Source organism: Azospirillum sp. Marseille-Q6669 (assembly GCF_965111635.1).
Genome location: NZ_CBCOOP010000002.1, coordinates 186540 through 206779, shown reverse-complemented (window position 1 = coordinate 206779; position 20240 = coordinate 186540). Strand labels below are relative to the sequence as shown.

Annotated in this window: 15 protein-coding genes and 1 riboswitch; of the genes, 4 read left to right on the top strand and 11 right to left on the bottom strand. The window is 70.4% G+C overall.

What is annotated here, in order from left to right; translation table 11 throughout:
- Positions 1 to 57 precede the first annotated feature (57 nt).
- Positions 58 to 3405, bottom strand: a complete 3348-nt coding sequence (locus ACWPXE_RS12160; RefSeq protein ID WP_454018080.1) for a maltotransferase domain-containing protein — start codon at positions 3403 to 3405, stop codon at positions 58 to 60.
- A gap of 230 nt (positions 3406 to 3635) precedes the next feature.
- Here ACWPXE_RS12160 and ACWPXE_RS12155 point away from each other — a divergent pair, with 230 nt between their 5' ends.
- Both ACWPXE_RS12155 and ppk2 read left to right on the top strand, forming a co-directional pair.
- Positions 3636 to 4463 (top strand): polyphosphate kinase 2 family protein, encoded by an 828-nt coding sequence (locus ACWPXE_RS12155; RefSeq protein WP_454018079.1) that lies wholly within the window; start codon positions 3636 to 3638, stop codon positions 4461 to 4463.
- Positions 4464 to 4577: 114 nt separating this feature from the next.
- On the top strand, positions 4578 to 5540 hold the full coding sequence (gene ppk2, locus ACWPXE_RS12150; protein WP_454018078.1) for a polyphosphate kinase 2: 963 nt from the start codon (positions 4578 to 4580) through the stop codon (positions 5538 to 5540).
- A gap of 22 nt (positions 5541 to 5562) precedes the next feature.
- On the opposite strand, the gene ACWPXE_RS12145 is transcribed toward ppk2, so the two are convergent.
- The 6 genes from ACWPXE_RS12145 to ACWPXE_RS12120 all read right to left on the bottom strand — a co-directional run bounded on the left by ACWPXE_RS12145 (position 5563) and on the right by ACWPXE_RS12120 (position 13293).
- Entirely contained in the window at positions 5563 to 7311 is a 1749-nt protein-coding gene (locus ACWPXE_RS12145; RefSeq protein ID WP_454018077.1) for a chloride channel protein, read from the bottom strand.
- Positions 7312 to 7462: 151 nt separating this feature from the next.
- Positions 7463 to 8671: a hypothetical protein gene (locus tag ACWPXE_RS12140; RefSeq protein ID WP_454018076.1), complete on the bottom strand. Its 1209-nt coding sequence runs from the start codon at positions 8669 to 8671 to the stop codon at positions 7463 to 7465.
- Positions 8672 to 8819: 148 nt separating this feature from the next.
- Positions 8820 to 9527, bottom strand: coding sequence for an ABC transporter ATP-binding protein (locus ACWPXE_RS12135; protein WP_454018075.1), 708 nt, complete (start codon positions 9525 to 9527; stop codon positions 8820 to 8822).
- Entirely contained in the window at positions 9527 to 11266 is a 1740-nt protein-coding gene (locus ACWPXE_RS12130; RefSeq protein ID WP_454018074.1) for a branched-chain amino acid ABC transporter ATP-binding protein/permease, read from the bottom strand. The genes ACWPXE_RS12135 and ACWPXE_RS12130 overlap by 1 nt, the downstream gene beginning before the upstream one ends.
- Positions 11259 to 12143: a branched-chain amino acid ABC transporter permease gene (locus tag ACWPXE_RS12125; RefSeq protein ID WP_014240019.1), complete on the bottom strand. Its 885-nt coding sequence runs from the start codon at positions 12141 to 12143 to the stop codon at positions 11259 to 11261. Before ACWPXE_RS12125 ends, ACWPXE_RS12130 begins: the two co-directional genes overlap by 8 nt.
- Positions 12144 to 12150: 7 nt before the next feature.
- Positions 12151 to 13293 carry an ABC transporter substrate-binding protein gene (locus ACWPXE_RS12120; protein WP_454018073.1) on the bottom strand — a complete coding sequence of 381 codons (1143 nt, stop codon included), beginning with the start codon at positions 13291 to 13293 and terminating at the stop codon, positions 12151 to 12153.
- Positions 13294 to 13362: 69 nt separating this feature from the next.
- Positions 13363 to 13460: riboswitch (TPP riboswitch) on the bottom strand.
- A 161-nt stretch (positions 13461 to 13621) separates the two neighbouring features.
- Between ACWPXE_RS12120 and ACWPXE_RS12115 the strand changes: the two genes are divergently transcribed.
- A complete protein-coding gene (locus ACWPXE_RS12115; RefSeq protein ID WP_454018072.1) occupies positions 13622 to 13999 on the top strand; it encodes an STAS domain-containing protein in 378 nt (125 codons plus the stop codon).
- 4 nt (positions 14000 to 14003) lie between these two features.
- On the opposite strand, the gene ACWPXE_RS12110 is transcribed toward ACWPXE_RS12115, so the two are convergent.
- Positions 14004 to 14897 (bottom strand): DMT family transporter, encoded by an 894-nt coding sequence (locus tag ACWPXE_RS12110; protein WP_454018071.1) that lies wholly within the window; start codon positions 14895 to 14897, stop codon positions 14004 to 14006.
- A gap of 213 nt (positions 14898 to 15110) precedes the next feature.
- On the opposite strand from ACWPXE_RS12110, the gene ACWPXE_RS12105 reads away from it, so the two are divergent.
- Positions 15111 to 17165 (top strand): FAD-dependent oxidoreductase, encoded by a 2055-nt coding sequence (locus tag ACWPXE_RS12105; RefSeq protein ID WP_454018070.1) that lies wholly within the window; start codon positions 15111 to 15113, stop codon positions 17163 to 17165.
- 9 nt (positions 17166 to 17174) lie between these two features.
- Here ACWPXE_RS12105 and deoA read toward each other — a convergent pair whose 3' ends face one another.
- Genes deoA through ACWPXE_RS12090 form a run of 3 tightly spaced genes read right to left on the bottom strand, consistent with a single transcriptional unit; the run spans position 17175 to position 20228 of the window.
- Positions 17175 to 18497: a thymidine phosphorylase gene (deoA, locus tag ACWPXE_RS12100; RefSeq protein WP_454018069.1), complete on the bottom strand. Its 1323-nt coding sequence runs from the start codon at positions 18495 to 18497 to the stop codon at positions 17175 to 17177.
- 37 nt (positions 18498 to 18534) lie between these two features.
- A complete protein-coding gene (deoC, locus tag ACWPXE_RS12095; RefSeq protein WP_454018068.1) occupies positions 18535 to 19398 on the bottom strand; it encodes a deoxyribose-phosphate aldolase in 864 nt (287 codons plus the stop codon).
- The gene (locus ACWPXE_RS12090) at positions 19395 to 20228 is read right to left on the bottom strand and encodes a purine-nucleoside phosphorylase (protein ID WP_349595438.1); all 834 of its coding nucleotides are present in this window, start codon (positions 20226 to 20228) and stop codon (positions 19395 to 19397) included. Before ACWPXE_RS12090 ends, deoC begins: the two co-directional genes overlap by 4 nt.
- Positions 20229 to 20240 lie beyond the last annotated feature (12 nt).

The window sequence follows — 20240 nt, the reverse complement described above, 5'->3', positions numbered from 1 at the left end:
AACGCCAGCGTTTCGGTGGGTTGGTGGTGTAGGGGGGCTCTACGCGCCCCCTTCCCGTCACCGCCCCGGCGGACGGATGCGCCAGATCGCCGCCGGGTTCTGCTGCGGATCGAGCCAGACATGCTGGAACTTGCCGATCCAGGTGAAGCGCTGGCCGGTGAACAGATCCTCCACCTGGACATGGGCGCCGTCGTCCAGCCCCAGTTCCCACAACGGAACCTCGATGGTGCCGCCATGGCCGTTGTGCGGGTCGAGGTTCACCGCGATCAGGATGACGTTGTCCTTGCTCTCCGTCATCTTGCCGAAGAGCAGGATGTTGTCGTCGTAGGCGTTGTAGAACTTCAGGTTCGTGAACTTATGGAGCGCCGGGTTCTCCGCGCGGATCTTGTTCAGCCGCGTGACGTAGTCGACGATGTTGCCGGGCTTGTTCCAATCCCAATGCCGGATCTCGTATTTTTCGGAGTGGTTGTACTCCTCCTTGCCCGGATAGGGGTCGGCCTCGCAGACGAAATACGGGGCGTAGAGACCGTAGACGCCCGACAAGGTGCCGGCCAGCACGGCGCGCATCATGTGGGCGGGCCGCCCGCCATGGACCAGGATCGGCGGCAGGATGTCCGGCGTGTTGGCGAAGAAGTTGGGCTGCATGTAGTCCTTGGACTCGCCCTGGGTCAGCTCCGTCAGATACTCGGTCAGTTCCGCCTTGGTGTTGCGCCATGTGAAGTAGCTGTAGGACTGGGTGAAGCCGATCTTCGCAAGCCGCCGCATCAGCTTGGGCCGGGTGAAGGCCTCGGCCAGGAACAGCGCGTCGGGGAAGCGGTCCTGCACCTCGCGGATCATCCATTCCCAGAAGGGGAAGGGCTTGGTGTGCGGGTTGTCGACGCGGAAGATGCGCACCCCCTCGTCGCACCAGAACAGCACGACGTCGCGCAGCGCATACCACAGGTCCGGATAGGCCTCGCGGTAGAAGCTGACGTTGACGATGTCCTGGTACTTCTTCGGCGGGTTCTCGGCGTAGCGGATCGTGCCGTCGGGGCGCCAGTAGAACCATTGCGGATGCGACTTGATCCAGGGATGGTCGGGGGAGCACTGGACGGCGAAGTCCAGAGCGATCTCGATGCCGTGCCGCCGCGCCTCCTTGACCAGACGGCGGAAGCCGTCGAAGTCGCCGATCATCGGGTCGATGTCGGCGTGCCCGCCCTCCGTCGCGCCGATGGCGTAGGGTACGCCGGGATCGTTCGGGCCGGGGTTCAGCGTGTTGTTGCGTCCCTTGCGGAAGCTGCGCCCGATCGGGTGGATCGGCGGGAAGTACAGCACGTCGAAGCCCATGCCCCGGATGAAGGGCAGCATGGTCGACACGTCGTCAAAGGTACCGGGCCGCGACGGGTCCGGCGAGGCCGAGCGCGGGAAGATCTCGAACCACGCGGAGTAGCGGGCCGCGGTGCGGTCCACATAGACCTCCAGGTCGCAGCCGTAGCGGGACAGATATTGCCGCTCGCCATACTTCGCCATGGCGTGGCGCGGTTCGTCCGACAGGGCGTAGGCGATCAGCTCCGGCCCATGGAGGCTGGTCATCCGCTCCACCACCCGCTCCAGCGCGGCGCGGCCCTCTCCTTCATTCTGCCCGACCGCGTGCTCGACGAAGCGGCGGCCTTCGATCAGTTCCAGGCTCACGTCCATCCCGACGTCGTGCTTCTTCTTGAAGTCGGCGCGCCAGCTCTCCCAGACGTCGCGCCACGCCAGGATGCTGTATTGGTAGCGCGTGTTGCGGGTCAGCGGCAGCTTGCCCACCCAGCGGTCGTTGTCGACGAAGGTCATGGGCACCTCGCGCCATTCCTCCTCGTCGACCGGGCGGTAGGTGACGGCGGCGCCGAGGACGAAGGTGCCGTCGGTGTAGATGTCCGCCCACACCTCCATCACGTCGCCGACCACCCGCTTCACCGGGAAACGACCGCCGTCCAACTCCGGATAGACGTTTTCGATGGTGACGCGGCGGGAGGCCAGCTCGTCCATCCAGGCGCGGGTGCCGGCGTCATGCTCCGCCCCGCGCTCTCCCAGATGGTTCAGCTCGATGGGGCGGCTCTGCGCCGGGCGGGCGCGGAAGACGCGCATCTCCAGCGGGCGCAGGCGCAGATCGCGGCCCGGCTCGAAGGGCAGCGGCTCGGCCTCAGGGGTCACGTCCTCGAAATCGGCGAAACCGCCACCGCTGCTGGCCAGCAGCGGGCCGGGGTCGATGGCGTGCGGCTGGTTCTCGTCCGGGTTGATGAGCAGGACGTTGCAACCCTCTCCGCTCCCGTTGGCCCAGCCGCTGGTGTCGCGGATCAGCCCGATCACCGGATTGTGGGGAGAGGTGACGCGCCGCTGCGGCCCTTCGACGTTCAGCGCCGGGCTGTCCGCCTTCATGGCATTGACCGCCCCGATGAAGCCGGTCAGGTCGAGCTTCGGGTCCTCCCAATCGTCCGGCGTGGTGCTCACCACGTCCAGCTTGCGGGTGAAGCCGTACTCGTACCCCACCGGCATCATCACGCCGGTCGAGAAGGAGGCGGCGAACAGGTAGTGCATCTTCAACTGGGCGGCCAGCCGCTCTGTGTCCTGGCTGCCGACCTCGGCCGCCAGACGGTCGGTGTCGTGGCTTTCCGGGAAGGCGATGGAGGGGGCGATCCAGCGGAACTCGTCATACTGGTCGAGCAGCCAGTCGGACTTGAAGTCCCACCATTTGGCGCTGTTGAACAGGAAGTCGAAACCCGCCCCGCACAGGTCGCGCACCTGCTCCACCGTGCAACCCAGCGTCTCGGCGAAGAACTTCACCTCCGGATCGGCCGCGCGGGAGCGGTCGATCAGCGTCTTCCACACCTCCGCCGGGATCTGGTAGGCGGCGTCGCAGCGGAAGCCCTTCACGCCCAGCCCGATGCAATGGCGCAGGTACCGCGTCCAATAGTCGGTCAGCCCCGCCCGCACATCGGCCCGCTCATAATCGAGCATGGCGAGGTCGCCCCAGATGGTGACCCGCGACGGGTCCACCGGGTCGACGGCCCGCGGGCTGTAAAGGTCGCCGTTGGCGTCGCGCCGGTACCAGTCCGGATGCTCGCCGACCAGGATCGCGTCCTTGGCCGTGTGGTTGATGACGAGGTCGAGCATCACCGACTGGCCGTGCCGCCCCGCCTCGGCGATGAAGCCGCGCAGCAGCTCGTCCGGATGCTCCGGCGCGCCGCCCTGGATGCGGTCGTGCAGCCGGTAATAATCCTTCACGGCGTAGAGGCTGCCGGAGAAGCCCGGGTAATGGATCGGATTCAGGAACAGCCAGTCGAAGCCCATCCCCTGGATGCGGGGCAGATGCCCGGCCCAGTCGCGCATCGGGCCGACGAGCGTGGGAAACAGGTTGTAGATGCGCGGTCCGGCGGTGGCCATCGGGGAATTCCTCCTGGTCGGCAGCGGCACGCCAGCCGGTCGCCGCTGGTTGACAAGCGTGGCGCCTCCCGTGGATCGTCCAGAAGACCGTCACCGGCCGAAAGACCATCACCGGAAGGACCATCGCGAGGTTGCAACGCGCGCCCTGCGGGGCGCACGCGCTCAACCCCTGCGAAGCGCGAAGGTTCCGAAATCTGAAACTTGGGCCAGACATTTCGAAAGGTGCGTGCATGGGCAACGGAAACGGCAAGATTCGTCTCGACAAGCTCGATATGACGGCGGAGGGCATCGGCAGCAAGGACGACTACGAACGCCGCCTCGCCAAACTCCAGAAGGACCTGCTGCACATCCAGCAGACCTACTGGCACGAGAAGCGCCGCGCCATCCTGGTGTTCGAGGGTTGGGACGCCGCCGGCAAGGGCGGCTGCATCCGCCGCCTGACCGAACCGCTCGACCCCCGCGGCTTCCACGTCTGGCCGATCGGCGCCCCGACGGCGGACGAGCAGGGCAAGCACTACCTCTACCGCTTCTGGACCAAGCTGCCCGCCCCCGGCACCTTCGCCATCTTCGACCGCTCCTGGTACGGCCGCGTGCTGGTGGAGCGGGTGGAGGGCTTCGCCGACAAGGAGCAGTGGAAGCGCGCCTACGACGAGATCAACCAGTTCGAAAAGATGCTGACCGACGACGGGGTCCGCATCATCAAGATCTTCATGCACATCACGCCCGACGAGCAGCTCAACCGCTTCCGCGAGCGGCTGAGCAACCCCTACAAGCGCTGGAAGCTGACCGAGGAGGATCTGCGCAACCGCGCCCGCTGGGACGACTACAGCAAGGCCATCGAGGCGATGTTCGAGAAGACCTCGACCGAGACGGCGCCCTGGCAGGCGGTTCCCGCCAACTCGAAATGGCACGCCCGCCTGAAGGTGATGGAGATCGTGACGGAGGCGCTGAGCCGCGGCGTCAACGTCGCGCCGCCGCCCATCGACCTGACCGTCGCCCGGATCGCCGCGGAGGTTCTGGGCGTGCATCTGACCTTCGACGGCAACGGGAAGGACTGAAAACAGGCCCCTGCCCCCGGTCACTTCGTCGCGGTGGGCGCGCAGGCGGTTGCCTGACGCGCTGGCATCTCCTAGCGTTGGTTGGCGGGTAAAACAATAAGCAGGGTGCGTTCGATGGACGAGGTCAAGACGGGTGCCGGGGCCGGGGCGGAGGAAAAGCCGCGGAAGAAGCGCAAGGCGCTGAAGCTGAAGGACCTCGGCCTCGGGGTGCCGGCCACCGGCGGCGAGGTGCTGCGCGACGCCAAGGAGGTCGCGGCCATCGAGTCCCACTGGCGCGAGCTGGGCGGCGGCAAGCCGTCGAAGGGCGGCAAGAAGGTCAAGTACATCGACGAACTGGCCCGGCTGCAGTTCGAGCTGATCAAGCTGCAGGAATGGGTGCGGGTCAACGGCCTGAAGGTCTGCGTGCTGTTCGAGGGGCGCGACGCCGCCGGCAAGGGCGGCGTCATCAAGCGCATCACCGAGAGCCTCAACCCCCGCGTCTGCCGGATCGTGGCGCTCGGCACGCCGACCGAGAAGGAGCGCGGGCAATGGTACTTCCAGCGCTACGTGGCGCAGCTTCCCGCCAAGGGTGAAATCGTCCTGTTCGACCGCAGCTGGTACAACCGCGCCGGCGTCGAGCATGTCATGGGCTTCTGCACCGACGCGGAGTACCAGGAGTTCCTGCGCGCCTGCCCGCTGTTCGAGGAGATGCTGGTCCAGTCGGGCATCATCCTGATCAAGTATTGGTTCTCGGTCAGCGACGAGGAGCAGGAGAAGCGCTTCACCGAGCGGATGCGCAACCCGATCAAGCGCTGGAAGCTCAGCCCGATGGACCTCGAATCGCGCAAGCACTGGGTCGAGTACTCCAAGGCCAAGGACGCCATGCTGGAGCACACCGACAAGAAGCTGACACCCTGGTACATTGTCGACGCCGACGACAAGAAGAAGGCCCGGCTGAACTGCATCCACCATCTGCTGCAGCAGATCCCCTACCAGGACATTGCCCCGGTCGAGCTGGATCTGCCGCCGCGGCAGAGCGACGACGGCTACAAGCGGCCGAAGAAGTCGAAGCAGAACTGGGTGCCGGAGGTGTACTGACCGCCGCCCCAAGGCACAGTGGTCAGTCCCGCCCGTAGAGGCTGCGTTCGCCCAGCTCCTCGCCGCGCTGCCGCTCCAGCTCCTGGCTGTAGCGGCGCAGGGCGTAAGCCTCGGTGACGTAGCCGACGATCCGGCGGTCGGTGGGCGACGTCACGACCGGCAGGGCCTCCACCTCGGCGCTGCAGAAGCGCTGGAGCACGCTGCGCACGTCGTCGCCCGGCCGCAGGAAGTCGTCGGCGTGCTTGGCCAGCTCGCCCACCGGCGTCTTCGCGTCCTCGTCACCGAGCGACGGGTCGTGCACGGCGCCCATGTCGATGATGCCGGCGTAGGAGCCGTCCGGCTCCACCGCGAAGACGGTCTTGGCGGCGCCCAGCGGGTGCAAGCGGCGCAGCGTGTCCAGGGTCTGGGTGGTCAGGATCGTCTTCACGTCGCCGCGCATCAGCCGCATCGCCGTCAGCTCCGACACCCAGCCGACGTCGTAGGCGCCGCGGATCGGCACGCCGCGCAGGTGGAAGCGCCACGTCGCGAAGGAGTAGCCGAAGGCCTGCCGGACCACGGTGGTCGACACCACCACGCCGATCAGCACGCCGGACGCCGCCCAGAAGTCCTGCGTCGCCTCCAGCACCAGAAGCACCATGGTGACCGGCGCGCCGATGATGCCCGCCGCCACCGCACCCATTCCGGCCAGCACCAGCAGCATCCGGTCGAGCCCCAGCCCCGGCACCAGCAGCTCGACCACCCCATAGGCCAGGCCACCGAACAACCCGCCGAGAAGCAGCGAGGCGCTGAACAGACCGCCGCGGAACCCGGAACCGAGTGACAGGGCCGACGCGACGATCTTGGCGACCAGCAGGACCGCCATGGCCTCCAGCCCGCGGGCCAATTGCGACGGGTCGGCGCCGGGTCCGGCGCCCAGCACCTGCGGCACCGCCAGAGCCAGCGCGCCCAGGGCGAGGCCGCCCAGCGCCGGGCGCCCCCAGACGGGGATGGGCAAGGCGCGGAAGCCCCGCTCGGCCACCGTCACCGCCTGCATGGCGAGGATGCTGAGCCAGCCCGCCAGGAAGCCGAGGACCCCGCAGGCGACATAGTCCCAGCCCTCCACCGCCACCGGGCGGCCGAAGAACAGGGCCGGGGACGGGTCGGTCAGCCAATGGGCCACCGCCACCGCGGCGACCGAGGCTGCCCCGATCGGGGCCAGCGTGGCGATGGTGTAGCCGCCCATGACCAGCTCGAAAGCGTAGAAGGCGCCAGCCAGCGGCGCGCCATAGGCGGCGGAAATGGCCGCCGCCGCCCCGCAGCCGACCAGCGTGCGCAGGTCCGCCCGCCGCAGACGGAGCTTCTGCCCGAGCGTCGAAGCGATGCCCGCCCCCGCCTGGGTGTAGGCCGCCTCCATCCCCACCGACGCACCGGAGCCGTTGGACAGCAGGGTCGCGAGCGTCAGGCGCAGGCTGTCGATCAGGGACATCTTGCCGCCGTAGAGCGCGTTCGCCTCGACGGGGTCGACGATGTCGTTGGAGCGCCAGCGCCGCACCAGCTTCACCATCACGCCGAGCAACAGGCCGCCGACTGCGGGGACCAGCAGGGTCCGCCAGGGGTCGGCCAGCGCGGCCTCGCCCAGATCCTGCCCATGCTCCACCGAGAAGACGAAGGACTGCGTCCAGACCACGGCCTCGTGCAGCAGGGCCACGGCCAGCCCGACCCCGGCGCCGATGGCCCCGGCGAGCATCAGCACGCCCAGGACGCTGTCGCGCAGGCTCCGCCGTGTCAGCACCCTGAGGAACCGCCGGCCGGGGTTTCGTGCTCTGGTCAGGGCGCCGGCCGCTTCCCCCGCGGCGCCCCGGATTCCCGTCATGTCATCCGGCATGCCGGTCAATGTGTGCCCTGCCTCCGCGCCGTCAACCGCGCGGCGCGGCCCTAACCCTTTAGGGCTTGCCCGTCTGGGCCGCAGCCGGAGAGGCGCCGGACGGCTGAGCCGAAGGCTGGGCGGCGGGCGGGTTGACGGCGAGGCGGCGCAGCACCTCCGCCAGATTGTCGCGCACCTTGTCGGCCAGCCCGATGTCGGCCTCCTGCGCCTCGTGGAACAGGATGGTGAACAGGCGGCCGGGCGACAGGAAGAAGGTCAACGAGACGTGCATCTTGCCCTCCTTCAGCGCGCAATCGACCGAGCCGGTGCGCAGCATCAGGCCGGGCAGGTCCTCGACGGCGCTCAGCGACGCGGTCGGCGTGCCGCCCTCGCAGCGCTTCTTCATCGCGTCGACATAGCCGGCGGACAGATCCTCCAGCTTGGACCCTTCTTCCACCATCCGCTCGCGGATGCCGCCGACGATCGGGCCGATGCGCCAAGCCATGTCGGCGGGACGCTCGCCCTTCGGCACGTTTTCCAGCGACACGCGCTTGACGTCGCGCACGCCGGCCGCCTTCAGCAGGTCGGCCAGCCCTTCCGGCAGTTCGTCGGGGCGGGTCGCGACCTTCTTGGTGCGGGTGTCGATGGGCGGAACGGCGCCGGCCTTGTCCACGCAGGTCTTCAGGTCGGTGAGCACCTTCTTGGTGCCCTTCAGCGCGAAGGCCATGCGGTCGGCGTCGGAGGCGAAGACCACCTCCTTGCCGTTCATCAGGGCGGTGTAAAGCTCCTCGTCCTTGCCGTTGGGGATGACCAGCATGTCCGGCTTGGGCGCCAGCGCGCGCCGTTCGCGCGTCAGCTTGCCATCCACCACGACCTTGACCTTCCACTGCTCGCCGTTCGGCAACTCGGCGCCTGGGATGCCCATGCCCAGGTTGACCTCGCCCTTGACGTTGCGCGCGATCATCAGGACATGGCCGGTGTCGAAGCGGCCCTCGATGGCGCAATAGGCGAACTTGCCATCCCGGTCGCGCGACGGGCCGCCTTCCCAGCCGTCCTCAAGCTCGGCCGGTCCGGTCTTTTCATTCGGATCGGCGGCGGCCGGAGCCGACGGCGCCGAAGGAGCGACGGTGCGGGGCGTCGGCGCGGGTCCGGAGGACGGTGCCGGGTAATACATGGTCGGCGGGTTCACGGGGACCAGCTCCGCCACCTGCGCCCCATCGGCGTGGACGGCGGCGGCGCCCAGCAGAAGAAGGGAGGAGAGTGCAGCAGCGACGGCTTTGTCCAGCATGGCAGAGGTAATCCTTACGGGCGGTGCGACGCCGGAAGCTAGCCCCGCCGTTTGGGATCGGCAAGCGCAAGACGAGAAAGTCACGACAAAGATCCCGGCCTGTTGCCGCAATGCCGAATTGCGTCCGGCGCCACCCTCCGCACTGAAATCAGCCGCCTAGAAAGGCGTCCCGCAGCGCGTCGGCCGGAAGGGTTTCCACCGGCCCGTCATGCACCGCCCGGCCGAGCCGTAGCAGGACAACGCGCCCGGCGGCGGACATGGCGCGGGCGGCGCTCTGCTCGGCGACCAGAACCGCCGTTCCGGTCGCGGCAATGGCGCGGACGGCGGCGAAGACCTCCCCCGCCAGCTTGGGCGACAGGCCGAGCGACGGCTCGTCGAGCAGCAGGACCCGCGGGCGGCCCATCAGCGCGCGGCCCACCGCCAGCATCTGCTGCTGCCCGCCGGACAGACGCCACGCCCGTTCCTCCGCCTTGCCCTCCAGCGCTGGGAACAGGGCGAAGGCGCGCTCCAGGTCGCGGGCGCGCTCGGCCCGGCCCAGCCGGCTCGCCACCTCCAGATTGTCGCGCACGCTCATGCCGGGGAAAACGCGCCGCCCCTCCGGCACATAACCCAGCCCGCGACGCACCCGCCGTTCCGGGGCGAGGGTGCAGATCTCCTCCCCAGCCAGCCAGACACGCCCGCCCGTCGCCGGGACGAGGCCCAGGATGGCCTTGAGCAGCGTCGACTTGCCCGCCCCGTTAGCGCCCAGCAAGGCCACGGCCTCCCCCGCCGCCACGGACAGCGACAGCCGGTCCACCGCCACCGCCCCGCCATAGCCGGCGGTCAGCCCTTCGACATGCAGCAGGGGTGCATTCATCACGCCCCCTCCCCCAGATAGGCGGCGATCACGGCAGGATCGTTCCGCACGCCCTCCGGCGGGCCGGCGTAGAGCGGGCCCCCCTGGTCCAGGCACAACACATGACCGGCGAGGGGCAGCAGGAAGCCCATGTCGTGCTCCACCACCAGAAGCGCGGTGCCGGTGGCGGCGATGGCGCGCAGGTGACCGGCCAGTTCCGCCTTCTCCCCGTCGGTCAGCCCCGCCGCCGGTTCGTCGAGCAGCAGGACGGCAGGCTGGCGGGCGAGCGCGCGGGCCAGTTCCACCCGGCGGCGCAGCGCCGCAGGCAAGCCGGCGCAGGGCTTGGCGGCGAGGTCCGCAGCACCCAGCCGCTCCAGCGCCCACAGGGCATGGGCCTCGGCCTGGGCGATCGAGCCGTCACGCTCCAGCCGCGCCGCGGCCACGGCGGCCAGGACGCTGGCGCCCTCCGGCAGGCTGACCGCCTGGAAGGTGCGGGCGATCCCGGCGCGGGCGATGCGGTCGGGCCGCTTTCCAGCGAGATCCGTCCCGCCCAGCAGCACCCGCCCGCCGTCCGGCGTCTCAAGGCCGGAGATCAGATTGACCAGCGTCGTCTTGCCGGAGCCGTTGGGGCCGATCAGCCCGGTGATGGTCCCGGCCTCCAGCGTCAGCGACACGCCGTCCACCGCCCGCACCCCTCCGAAGCCCTTGGTCAACCCGTCCACCCGCAGCAAAGGCCCATTCGGAATGGCCATTTCCGGCGGAGCTTTGGGCTTCGGCAAGAGCACTGGGCGGGCCGGGAACAGCCGATCGAGCAGGCCGGTCAACCCATGCGGGGCCAGCACGATGGTGGCGAGCAGCGCCACCCCATAGACGATCAGATAGCTGCGCTCCAGGAAGCGGAACCACTCCGGCAGGTGGAGCAGCAGCACCGCTCCCAGGATCGCCCCGGCCACCCGCCCGCGCCCGCCGACCACGGCGATGGTGAGGACGGAGACCATGACGGGGAACTCCAACACTTCCGGCGAGACGACGCGCTGGGTGTGCACCGCCAGGGCGCCTGCCGCCCCGGCATAGACGGCGCTCAGCGCGAAGGCGGCCAACCGCAGCCCGCCGACGTCCAGACCCAGCGCTCCCGCCGCCAGCGGGTCGTCGCGAACCAGAGTCAGCGCCCGTCCCCAGCGCCCTCGCACCAGCCTCCAGGCGAGCAGCCCGCCCAGCGCCACGAAGCCCCAGACCACCGCCGCCAGCGGCAGCCCGCGCGGCACCGCCCAGCCGAACAGGACGATGCCCGGCACGCCCGGCAGCCCGTTGGCGCCGCCGGTCAGGGCGGGGCTGTTGACCGCCAGCAGATGGACGACCTGCGCGATGCCCAGCGTCGCCAGCGCGAAGTAATGGGATTCCAGCCGCAGCACCGGCAGCCCGACCAGCAGGGCCAGCAGCAGCGGCACCAGAAGAGACACCGGGAAGGTCGCGGCGAAGCCCCACCCCCACTGGCTGCCCAAGATGCCGGTGGCGTAGGCCCCGATCCCGAAAAAGGCGCCGTGGGCCAGCGAAAGCGCACCGCCAAGTCCGAAGACGATCTGGAACCCGATAGCGGCCAGCGCGTACACCCCCGCCACCGTCAGCACGCGCAGCCCGTACGGCGACGCGTACAGCAGCGCGTACGCCACCAGCACCGCGACCCCAATCACCTCCCCCGCCCAGCGGGGGAGGGTCAGGGTGGGGGCAAGCGCCCACACCTTATGCACGATCCTACGCACGGCGCCGCGCCGCCTCACCGAACAGCCCCTGCGGACGGGCGACCAGGATGACCAGCAGCGTCGCGTAGAGCAGCCCCAGCGCCACCGGATAGGACAGAACCGACGACACCCCCACCTCGAACAGCGCGATCAGCAGCGCGCCGGCCACCGCGCCGGGGACGGAACCCCAGCCGCCGATGGTCACGGCGATGTAGGCCTTGAGGATCAGGTCGCCGCCCGCCGTCGGCGTGACGAAGTAGCGGTTGGCAAGCAGCAGCCCCGCCGCCCCGGCGAAGGCGGTGCCCAGCGCGAAGGTGATCAGGATCATCGCCGTCACCGGCACGCCGCAGGCCCGCGCCATCTCCGGGTCCTGCGCCGTAGCGCGCAGGCGGCGGCCGAGCTGGGTCCGCCCGAACAGCCACTGCTGCCCGGCGATGAGCAGAGCGGCAACGGCGATGATGGCCAGCGACTGCTCCGCCACCACCAGCCCGCCGAGGTCGAGCGTTCCCCCGCTCAGCAGCGGCGGTGCCGCCCGTGGTTCCGGCCCGAACAGGACGGAGGCGCCGTTTTGCAGGATGATCCCCGCCGCGATGGTGCTGATGAAGACCGCCACCGGCGGGCGGCGGCGCAGCGGCAGATAGGCCGCAGCCGCCAGCAGCAGCCCCAGCCCGGCCATCAGCACCAGCACCACCGGCAGCAGAAGCAGTCCGGGCAGCGGCAGATAACCCGGCAGATGCGGCGCCAGCGCCACGCCGAGCAGCCCGCCGGCCATCACTAGATCGCCCTGCGCGAAATTCACCGCCGCGGTGGCGTTCAGCACCAGCACGAAGCCCAGCGCGACCAGCGCGTAGGCCGCACCCAGGGCGAGGCCGTTGACGAGAAGCTGCAGGGTGATCAAGGCCCGCTCACTTCACCATGCCGGACACCACGCCGGTCAGGTTGTCGTAGCGCTTGGCGATCGCCGGCACGCGCGAGGCGCCGTCGTAGCAGACGATCACGGCGGAATGCGCCATGTTGCCCTTGCCGTCTGACCGGTAGGTCATGGCGAGTCCCTGGTGGGTACCGGCGGACAGGGCCTTGCGCACCGCTTCCGCGCTGTCAGCACCGCCCTGCACCGCCGCCAGCACCATGCGGATGCCATCATATTGGCCGAGCGCGAAGGCATCCGGCTCCGCGTTGAAGGCGGCGCGGTAGGCGGTGGTGAAGGCCTCCACCTCCGGGCTGCCGCCGGAGATCGGCGAGGCCGCCGTCTCGGCGCAAACGCCCTTCAACTCGGCCGGTTCCAGAAGCGCCGCGGTGCTCGGCTGGTGCATGGCGGAGCCGGCGACGATCGGCACCGCCACCCCGTTGGCCGCCGCCTGCCGGATGAACAGGGCGGTCGGGCCGGAATGGAGGTGCAGCACCAGCACGTCGGGCTTGGCGGCCAGCGCCTTAGTCAGGACCGGCAGCAGATCCTTGGCGGCGGGGTCCACCCCCTCCTCGAACACCGGCTCGACGCCGAGCTTCTTGAAAGCCTGCTCCAGATGGGCCTTGCCGCTCTGTCCGTAGGCGGTCGTCTGATAGATCACCGCCGGGCGCTTCCTGCCCAGCTCCTCCGTCACGTAGCGGGCGTGGGCCTCCTTGGTCACGGCGTCGCCGGGGAAGAAGCGGAAGACCCAGGGGTTGCCCTGCTCGGTGATGCTCGCCGTGCCCGACACGGTGACCAGCGGAATGCCGTAATCCTGGGCCAGCGGCAGCATCGCCAGCATCTGCGTGCCCAGCATGCTGGCCGCCACCGCCGTGACCTTGCCGCCCGCCGCGCGCTCCAACGCCGTGACCGCGGCCTCCGGCGAGGTGCCGGTGTCGATCACCTCCGACCGCACCGCCACTCCCGCGGGCGCGTCCTTCAGCGCCAGGACGGCGCCGTTGCGCTGGCTCGTGCCTTCCAGCGACAGGAAGCCGGTCAGCGGCACCAGCACAGGGACCGAGGCCTCGCCCGCCAGCACCGTCCCCGACAGGAGCGACGCCGAGACGGCGGTTGCCGAGAGAATGGAAAGGAAGCGCCGCATGGATGTGTCTCCTCCTGCCCGGCGAAGAACCGCGCGAGGACGAGGAGGCCAGGGGTATAGCGGCGGCACAGCCTCGAACGCTTGGCTCCCTTCGCTGGCATGACCCAGATCAGGTTCGATGGGTGTGGTCTCAGCCCGCCTTGCGGCAGGCACCCCAGCCGTTCGTGTGCACAGTGTGAGCCCGGCGCCCGGCTGTCAAGCGGCAGCCCGGCGCCTTTTCACAATTTGGCAACGGAACAGACACCGGAGAGTCGCGTTTCCCGTGGTTCCTTCCACCGCCCCCGGCCCGCGCCGGACCGTCGCCCCAACCGGAAAGTCGCCACGAAGCATGCGGCCCATCCCGTCGCACAGCACCGTCACCTTGCACCCCTTCGCCACGGCACAGGGCGGATACGGGCTGCGCGCCATCCTGTCGGGGCGGGTCGACCACGCGGCCCTGCCCGGCCTGACGCCCCTGCTCCGCCGCGTTGCGGACGCACAGGCCCTGACGCTGCGCGTCGATCTGGGACGGGTGGAGTTCCTCGATTCCTGCGGCATCGGCATTCTGCTGGCGCTCCGCAATGCGGTGCTCGACCGCGGCGGCGCCATCGCCTTCGAGAATCATCCGCCGCGCATCCGGCGCGTGCTGGAACGCAGCCGGATCATCGCGCTGACCGCCCCGCCGCTTTCCCCGGATGATTGCTTGGCTCTTCCCGCCGCCGCCTGACCCGTCAGTCGCTGCGGCGCAGCGTTTCCCGATAGAGGATGTAGAGCCCGCTGGCGATGATGATCCCCGCCCCGGCCAGCACGGTGGGGGTCGGCACGTCGCCGAAGACCAGGAAACCAAGCAGGGTCGCCCAGATCATCCCCGTATACTCGAAGGGCGCCACCACCGCGGCGCGACCCAGGCGGAAGGCCTGGGTCATCAGCACCTGCGCCGCCCCGCCCAGTGTGCCGACCAGAAGCATCAGCCCGAGGTCGAACCCGCCCGGCTGCACCCAGTCAGGGATCGCCGCCACACCGCTCACCACCGTGGTGGTCAGCAGCAGATAGACGACGATGGCCGTGTTGCTCTCCGTCCGCGACAGGCCGCGCACCGCGATCATCGCCAGCGCGTAGAAGAAGGCCGCGGCCACGCCGACAAAAATCGGCAGGAGCGGCGCATCGGCCTCCGGGCGGGCCATCACCACCACGCCGCCGAACCCGACCAGCACCGCCGCCCAGCGCCGCCAGCCCACCGGCTCGCCGAGCAGCGGCATCGACAGCGCCGTGATGAACAGCGGCCCGGCGAAGCTCAGCACATAGACTTCGGCCAGCGGCAGATGCTTGAAGGCGTAGAAGAAACAGCCCATCGACAGCAGCCCGGCCAGCGAGCGGAAGACATGGGCGACCGGGCGCCGCGTGCGCATCCCGCCCCAGCCGCCGCGCGCCACCGAAATGCCGCCGACCAGCACCACCGCCACCACCGACCGCGCGAACATGAGCTGCGCCACCGGGTAGCCGCTGCTCAAGTATTTGATGAGCGTGTCCATGCCCGCGAACAGGAAGATGGCCAGCAGGAAGCAGCCGATGGCGTGGCGTGTGTCGTCACTGGCGGCGGCGGGAAGAGCGGCGGCTTGGGTCATGATTGCACAGTATCTGAGCAACCATGATGCTGCCCAATGCCGCAACCGCAGGTCTGGCCCGCGCGGCGCCGCCCGGAGGGGTGCCGGCGTTTCACGCTTCGTGAATCGACGTTCGGGCGTTTGGCGAAGCGAACCCGGCCTTTCGCGGATCGGCGCTGGCCCCGGCCGATGCGGTGGACAGTCTGGCGGGCGTCACCACCGCAAAGGTCCGCCATGCTCCTGTCCAAGCCGATCTCCCAATCGATCCGCGTCCTCGTCGGCTTCTCGCCCTGGATCGTCTTCGGCGCTCTGCAGCCGACGGGCCATGCGGCGGCCGCGCTGGCGGCGCTGCTGCTCAGCCTGACGCTCTGCGCCTATGATTGGCGTGCCGGATCGCCGAAGGCGCCGGAACTGGTCGCCGCCGTCTTCTTCGCCGTGCTGCTCCTCATCGGACCGCTGGAGCGTATGGGGATGACCGTCCATCTCGCCCTCGCCGGCATGGCCTTCGCCTCGCTCGCGCTGGGCCGTCCCTTCACCCTGCCCTACGCCCGTGAGACGACACCGCCCGGCCTGTGGCACCTGCCGCAGTTCGTCGCCGTCAACAAGGCGGTCACCGCGCTGTGGGGCGTGGGCTTCCTGGCCGGCGCCGCCGGCTTCGCCGTCGCGACGGAGGTCGGCGTCGTCACCTCCGCCCTCGCCACGTTGGCCGGCATTCTGGGGAATCGCCACTTGCCGGACTGGCTGGTCAACCGGGCCGTCGCCCGCCGTCTGGCCGAACGGGAGCCTCACCCCTGGCCCGCGCCCGCCGTCCTCGGACAAAAGGACGGTGTCGTCGTTGTCGGCGCCGGCATCGGCGGGCTGACCGCGGCGGCCCTGCTGGCGGAGGCCGGGGTTCGCGTCACCGTCCTGGAGGCGCACGACCGCCCGGGCGGCTATTGCTCCTCCTGGGACCGCAAAGTGCATCTGCGCGACGGGACAGTGGGGCGTTTCACCTTTGACGCCGGGGTGCACGACATCAGTGGCACCCGCCCGGATGGCCCGGTCGGGCATCTGCTGCGCACGGTAGGCGTGGCGGACCGCGTGTGCTGGCACCCAGTAACCCGCGGCGTCGTCCGGGACGGCGCCCTTCAGCCGCTGCCCGGCGACGCTGCGGGGCTGGCCGCCCTGATCGCGCGGGAGCATCCCGGCAGCGCCGCCGGAGCCGCCGCCTTTCTGGAGGAGATGCGCGGGGTGTACCGCGACCTCTACCGCGGCTGCGCCGAAACCGGCCTGCCCCACATCCCGCGCGACGTCGCGGCGATGCGCGCCTACCCGCTCGAGTGCCCGCAGGCCTTCCACTGGCAGGACCGCGGCTTTCTGGAGATGCTGGAGCATTACGTGCCCGACGCCGGAGCCCGCGCCCTGCTGTCCAGCCTGACCGGCTACCTGTCGGACCGGCCGGAGCGGCTGGGCGCCACCCAGATGGCGCCGATCTTCGGCTATGTCTTCGACGGCGGCGCCTATCCGGAAGGCGGATCGCAGCGGCTGGCCGACGCTCTGGTCGAGGCGATCCGCGCGAACGGCGGCGAGGTCCGGCTGCGCATCCCCGTCCGCCGCATCCTGGTCAAAAACGGCCGGGCCGCCGGGGTCGAAATCATGGACGGGGAGCGCATCGCCGCCGCCGCGGTGATCTCCAACGCCGACGCCCGGCGGACCCTGCTGGAGCTGGTGGGGGAGGAGCATCTGCCCGCCGATTGCGTGGAGCGATGCCGGGCGTTGCGTCCCACGACCTCCGCCTTCCTGGTCACGCTGGCGCTGGACATCCGCCCGGACCTGCCGGCCATGACGTTTCTGACGGATGCCGGGATGGCGCTGGCCCTGCCCTCTGCCCATGACGCCACCCTGGCGCCGCCGGGTTGCGCGGCGCTGACGCTGATGCGGCTGGACCCGGCGGGCGACGCCTGGGACCGCTCCACCCCCGACTACCGCGCGCGGAAGATGCGGGAGGGCGACGCGATGATCGCCGCGGCCGCCGTCGTGATCCCGGATCTGGAGCGCCACATCCTGCACCGGCAAGAGGCCAGCGCCGCCACCTTCGCCCGCTACGCCCACACCACGGAGGGGGCGATCTACGGCACCGATCCGGCGCTTCCCGCCAAGTCGCTGGTGCCCGGCCTGCTGCTGGCCGGCGGTGGGGTCTTCCCCGGTCCGGGGGTCGAGGCCTGCGTCATCTCTGGCCGCCTTGCCGCGGAGGCTCTGGTCGGGCCGGTGCGGGCGCGGCAGGCCGAGAACGGACGCCGCGCCGCGTAAAGCCGCCCCCTACAGCCGGATGCGGTCGGCGATCAGCGGCCCGGCCGGCGGAGCGCTGTCGGCCACGGTGAAGGCGCGGCGGAGCAGCGCCGCCGCGTCCTCCGCCTGCGCCGCGCTGCGGGCGTGGACGACGGCGAGCGGACGCTCCGCCGGCCCCACCGAAGCGCCCAGCCCGGCGACGTCGGCCAGCCCGACGGCGAAGTCGATGGGATCGGTCGTCTTGGTCCGCCCACCGCCCAGGGCCACCACGGCGATGCCGACCGCCCGCACATCGATGGCCGCCACCACGCCCGCCCGCTCGGCGAAGACCGGCTGGACGACGGGGGCGGCGTCCAGATAGCGGTCCGGTGCGTCCAGCAGGTCCGCCGGGCCGCCCAGCGCGTGGACCATGCGGGCGAAGCGCTCGGCGGCCTGCCCGCTCGCCATCGCCTGGTCGAAGCGGGCGCGGCCGGCGGCGGCGTCGGGGACCAGCCCGGCCAGCACCAGCAGCTCGGCGGCCTGGGCCGCAGTGACCTCGTAAAGCCGGGAGTCGGCCATGCCGCCGCGCAGGATGTCGATGCACTCCCGCATTTCCAGCGCGTTGCCGGCGGTCAGGCCCAGCACCTCGTTCATGTCGGTCAGCAGAGCGACGGTGGGCAGCCCGGCGCCCTCGGCCACGGTGACGAGGCTGTCGGCCAGCTCACGCGCCTTGGCGATGTCGGGCAGGAAGGCGCCAGAGCCGAACTTAACGTCCATCACCAGCGCGTCCAGCCCGGCCGCCAGCTTCTTCGACAGGATCGAGGAGGTCAGCAGGTCGATGGTCTCCACCGTCGCCGTCACGTCGCGGATGGCGTAGAGCCGGCGGTCGGCGGGGGCGATGTCGTCGGTGGCGCCGATCACCGCGCAGCCGACCTCCTTCACCACCCGCTCCAGCGTCGCCCGGTCGGGCTTGGCGCGGTAGCCGGGGATGCTCTCGAACTTGTCGAGCGTGCCGCCGGTGTGGCCCAGACCGCGCCCCGATACCATCGGCACGAAGCCGCCGCAGGCGGCCAGCGCCGGGGCGAGGATCAGGCTGACCTTGTCGCCGACGCCGCCGGTCGAATGCTTGTCGACCACCGGACCGGGCAGGTCCAGATGGTCCCAGCGCATCACCGTCCCGGAATCCCGCATGGCCAGCGTCAGGGCCACCCGCTCCTCCAGCGTCATGCCGCGGAAGAAGACGGCCATGGCGAAGGCCGCCGCCTGCCCTTCGGTGACGGAGCCGTCGGTGATGCCGCGCACGAAGGCGCCGATCTCCGCCGCGTCCAGGCGTGCGCCGTCGCGCTTCTTGCGAATCAGTTCCTGGGGAAGCATCCGTGCGTCCGTTCCGTGGTCTGGTCTGTCGCGCGGATCAATAGCCGGCGGTGGCCGGCTGGGCAACCGCCCCACCGCCCTTGCCGTCTTTGCCGTCCTTGCCCTCACCCTTGCCGCCGCCATGGCCGGCGGTGGCGAGCAGCGAGTCCAGCAGCGCCGACGCGCCGAAGCGGAAGGTCTCCGGCTTGGCCCATCCCTTGCCCTGGATCGCGGTGGCGAGCGCCAGGAAGGCCGCCGCCCCATCGGCGTCGCGGATGCCGCCCGCCGCCTTGAAGCCCACCGGCTTGCCCGACTCGTGGATGACGTGCAGCAGCAGCGCCGCCGCCTCCAGCGTCGCCGCCGGCTGTACCTTGCCGGTGGAGGTCTTCAGGAAATCCGCCCCGGCGGCAATGGAGTCGCGGGCGGCCCAGGCCAGCAGCTCCGGGTCGGGGAAGCAGCCGGACTCCAGGATCACCTTCATCGTCACGTCGCTCCCGCAGGCCTCGCGGCAGGCGCGGATCACGTTCATCGGCTGGGTGCGGGCGCCGTCGATGAACGCGCGGTAGGGAAGCACCACGTCGATCTCGTTCGCGCCGTCCTTGATGGCCGCCTTGGTCTCCGCCGCCACCGTCGCCGCGTCGGCTTCCCCCGAGGGAAAGTTGACGACGGTGGCGATCTTCACGCCGCTGCCCTTCAGCGCCTTGCGCGCGGTCTTGGCGAAGCGCGGCCAGACGCACACCGCGGCGACCTTGCCGGCGGGGGTAACGGCGCGCTTGCACAGCGCCTCCACCGTCTGGTCGGTGTCGTCGTCGTTCAGGCTGGTCAGGTCGAGCAGGCCGATGGCGCGGCCGGCCCCCTTGGCGTCGGCCTTGACGGCGGCCGCGGTGTCGAGCGCCCGTTGCAGATCGGCGGGAAGTTTCATGACCGGCGTCCTTCGTCTACGTTCAGCCCGTCGAGAAAGCCGGTCAGCAGCCGCTCCAGGTCGGAGGCGGCAGCCGAGGCGGCGCGCAGGGTCTGGTCATGGTCCACCGGCCCGTCGCCGAGTCCCACCCCCAGGTTGGTGATGACCGCGCAGCCCACGACCCGAAGGCCGCAATGCCGCGCGACGATGCATTCGGGCACCGTGGACATGCCGACCGCGTCCGCCCCCAGGACCTTCAACATCCGGACCTCGGCCGGCGTCTCGAAGGAGGGGCCGGGATAGGCGGCGTACACGCCCTCGACCAGATCGATGTTCAGCTCCAGCGCCCGGCGCCGCATCAGCGCGCGCAGGGCCGGGTCCCAGGCGTCGGTCATGCTGGGAAAGCGCGGGCCGAAGCTGTCCTCGTTGGGGCCGGTCAGCGGGTTGGCGCCCAGCATGTTGATGTGGTCGGAAATCGCCATCAGCCGTCCCGGCCCGACCTCCACCCGCAGCGAGCCGGCGGCGCAGGTCAGCACCAGCGTGTCGCAGCCAGCCAGCTTCAGCGCACGGACCGCCGTCTTCAGCGCGTCGAAGCCATTGCCCTCGTAGGCGTGGACGCGCCCCTGCATGCAGGCAACGGGCTGCCCGCCGAGATGGCCCAGCACCAGCCGGCCCATATGCCCCTCCACGCTGGGCAGCGGGAAGCCGGGCAGGTCGCCGTAGGGCATGACGGTCGCCCCCTCGATCCGGTCGGCGACCCCGCCCAGGCCGGAGCCGAGCACGATCCCCACCCGCGGGCGGAAGCCGGGGACCCGGTGCAGGATTTCCGCGGCGGCGCGTGCGGCGGTCATGGCGGTCTGTTC

Bases quoted from the DNA above. Each gene is read 5' to 3' on its own strand.
- ACWPXE_RS12090 (WP_349595438.1), bottom strand. From the start codon at position 20,228: ATGACCGCCGCACGCGCCGCCGCGGAAATCCTGCACCGGGTCCCCGGC.
- ACWPXE_RS12110 (WP_454018071.1), bottom strand. From the start codon at position 14,897: ATGACCCAAGCCGCCGCTCTTCCCGCCGCCGCCAGTGACGACACACGC.
- deoA (WP_454018069.1), bottom strand. From the start codon at position 18,497: ATGCTTCCCCAGGAACTGATTCGCAAGAAGCGCGACGGCGCACGCCTG.
- deoC (WP_454018068.1), bottom strand. From the start codon at position 19,398: ATGAAACTTCCCGCCGATCTGCAACGGGCGCTCGACACCGCGGCCGCC.
- ACWPXE_RS12135 (WP_454018075.1), bottom strand. From the start codon at position 9,527: ATGAATGCACCCCTGCTGCATGTCGAAGGGCTGACCGCCGGCTATGGC.
- ACWPXE_RS12160 (WP_454018080.1), bottom strand. From the start codon at position 3,405: ATGGCCACCGCCGGACCGCGCATCTACAACCTGTTTCCCACGCTCGTC.
- ACWPXE_RS12105 (WP_454018070.1), top strand. From the start codon at position 15,111: ATGCTCCTGTCCAAGCCGATCTCCCAATCGATCCGCGTCCTCGTCGGC.
- ppk2 (WP_454018078.1), top strand. From the start codon at position 4,578: ATGGACGAGGTCAAGACGGGTGCCGGGGCCGGGGCGGAGGAAAAGCCG.
- ACWPXE_RS12120 (WP_454018073.1), bottom strand. From the start codon at position 13,293: ATGCGGCGCTTCCTTTCCATTCTCTCGGCAACCGCCGTCTCGGCGTCG.
- ACWPXE_RS12115 (WP_454018072.1), top strand. From the start codon at position 13,622: ATGCGGCCCATCCCGTCGCACAGCACCGTCACCTTGCACCCCTTCGCC.
- ACWPXE_RS12155 (WP_454018079.1), top strand. From the start codon at position 3,636: ATGGGCAACGGAAACGGCAAGATTCGTCTCGACAAGCTCGATATGACG.
- ACWPXE_RS12140 (WP_454018076.1), bottom strand. From the start codon at position 8,671: ATGCTGGACAAAGCCGTCGCTGCTGCACTCTCCTCCCTTCTTCTGCTG.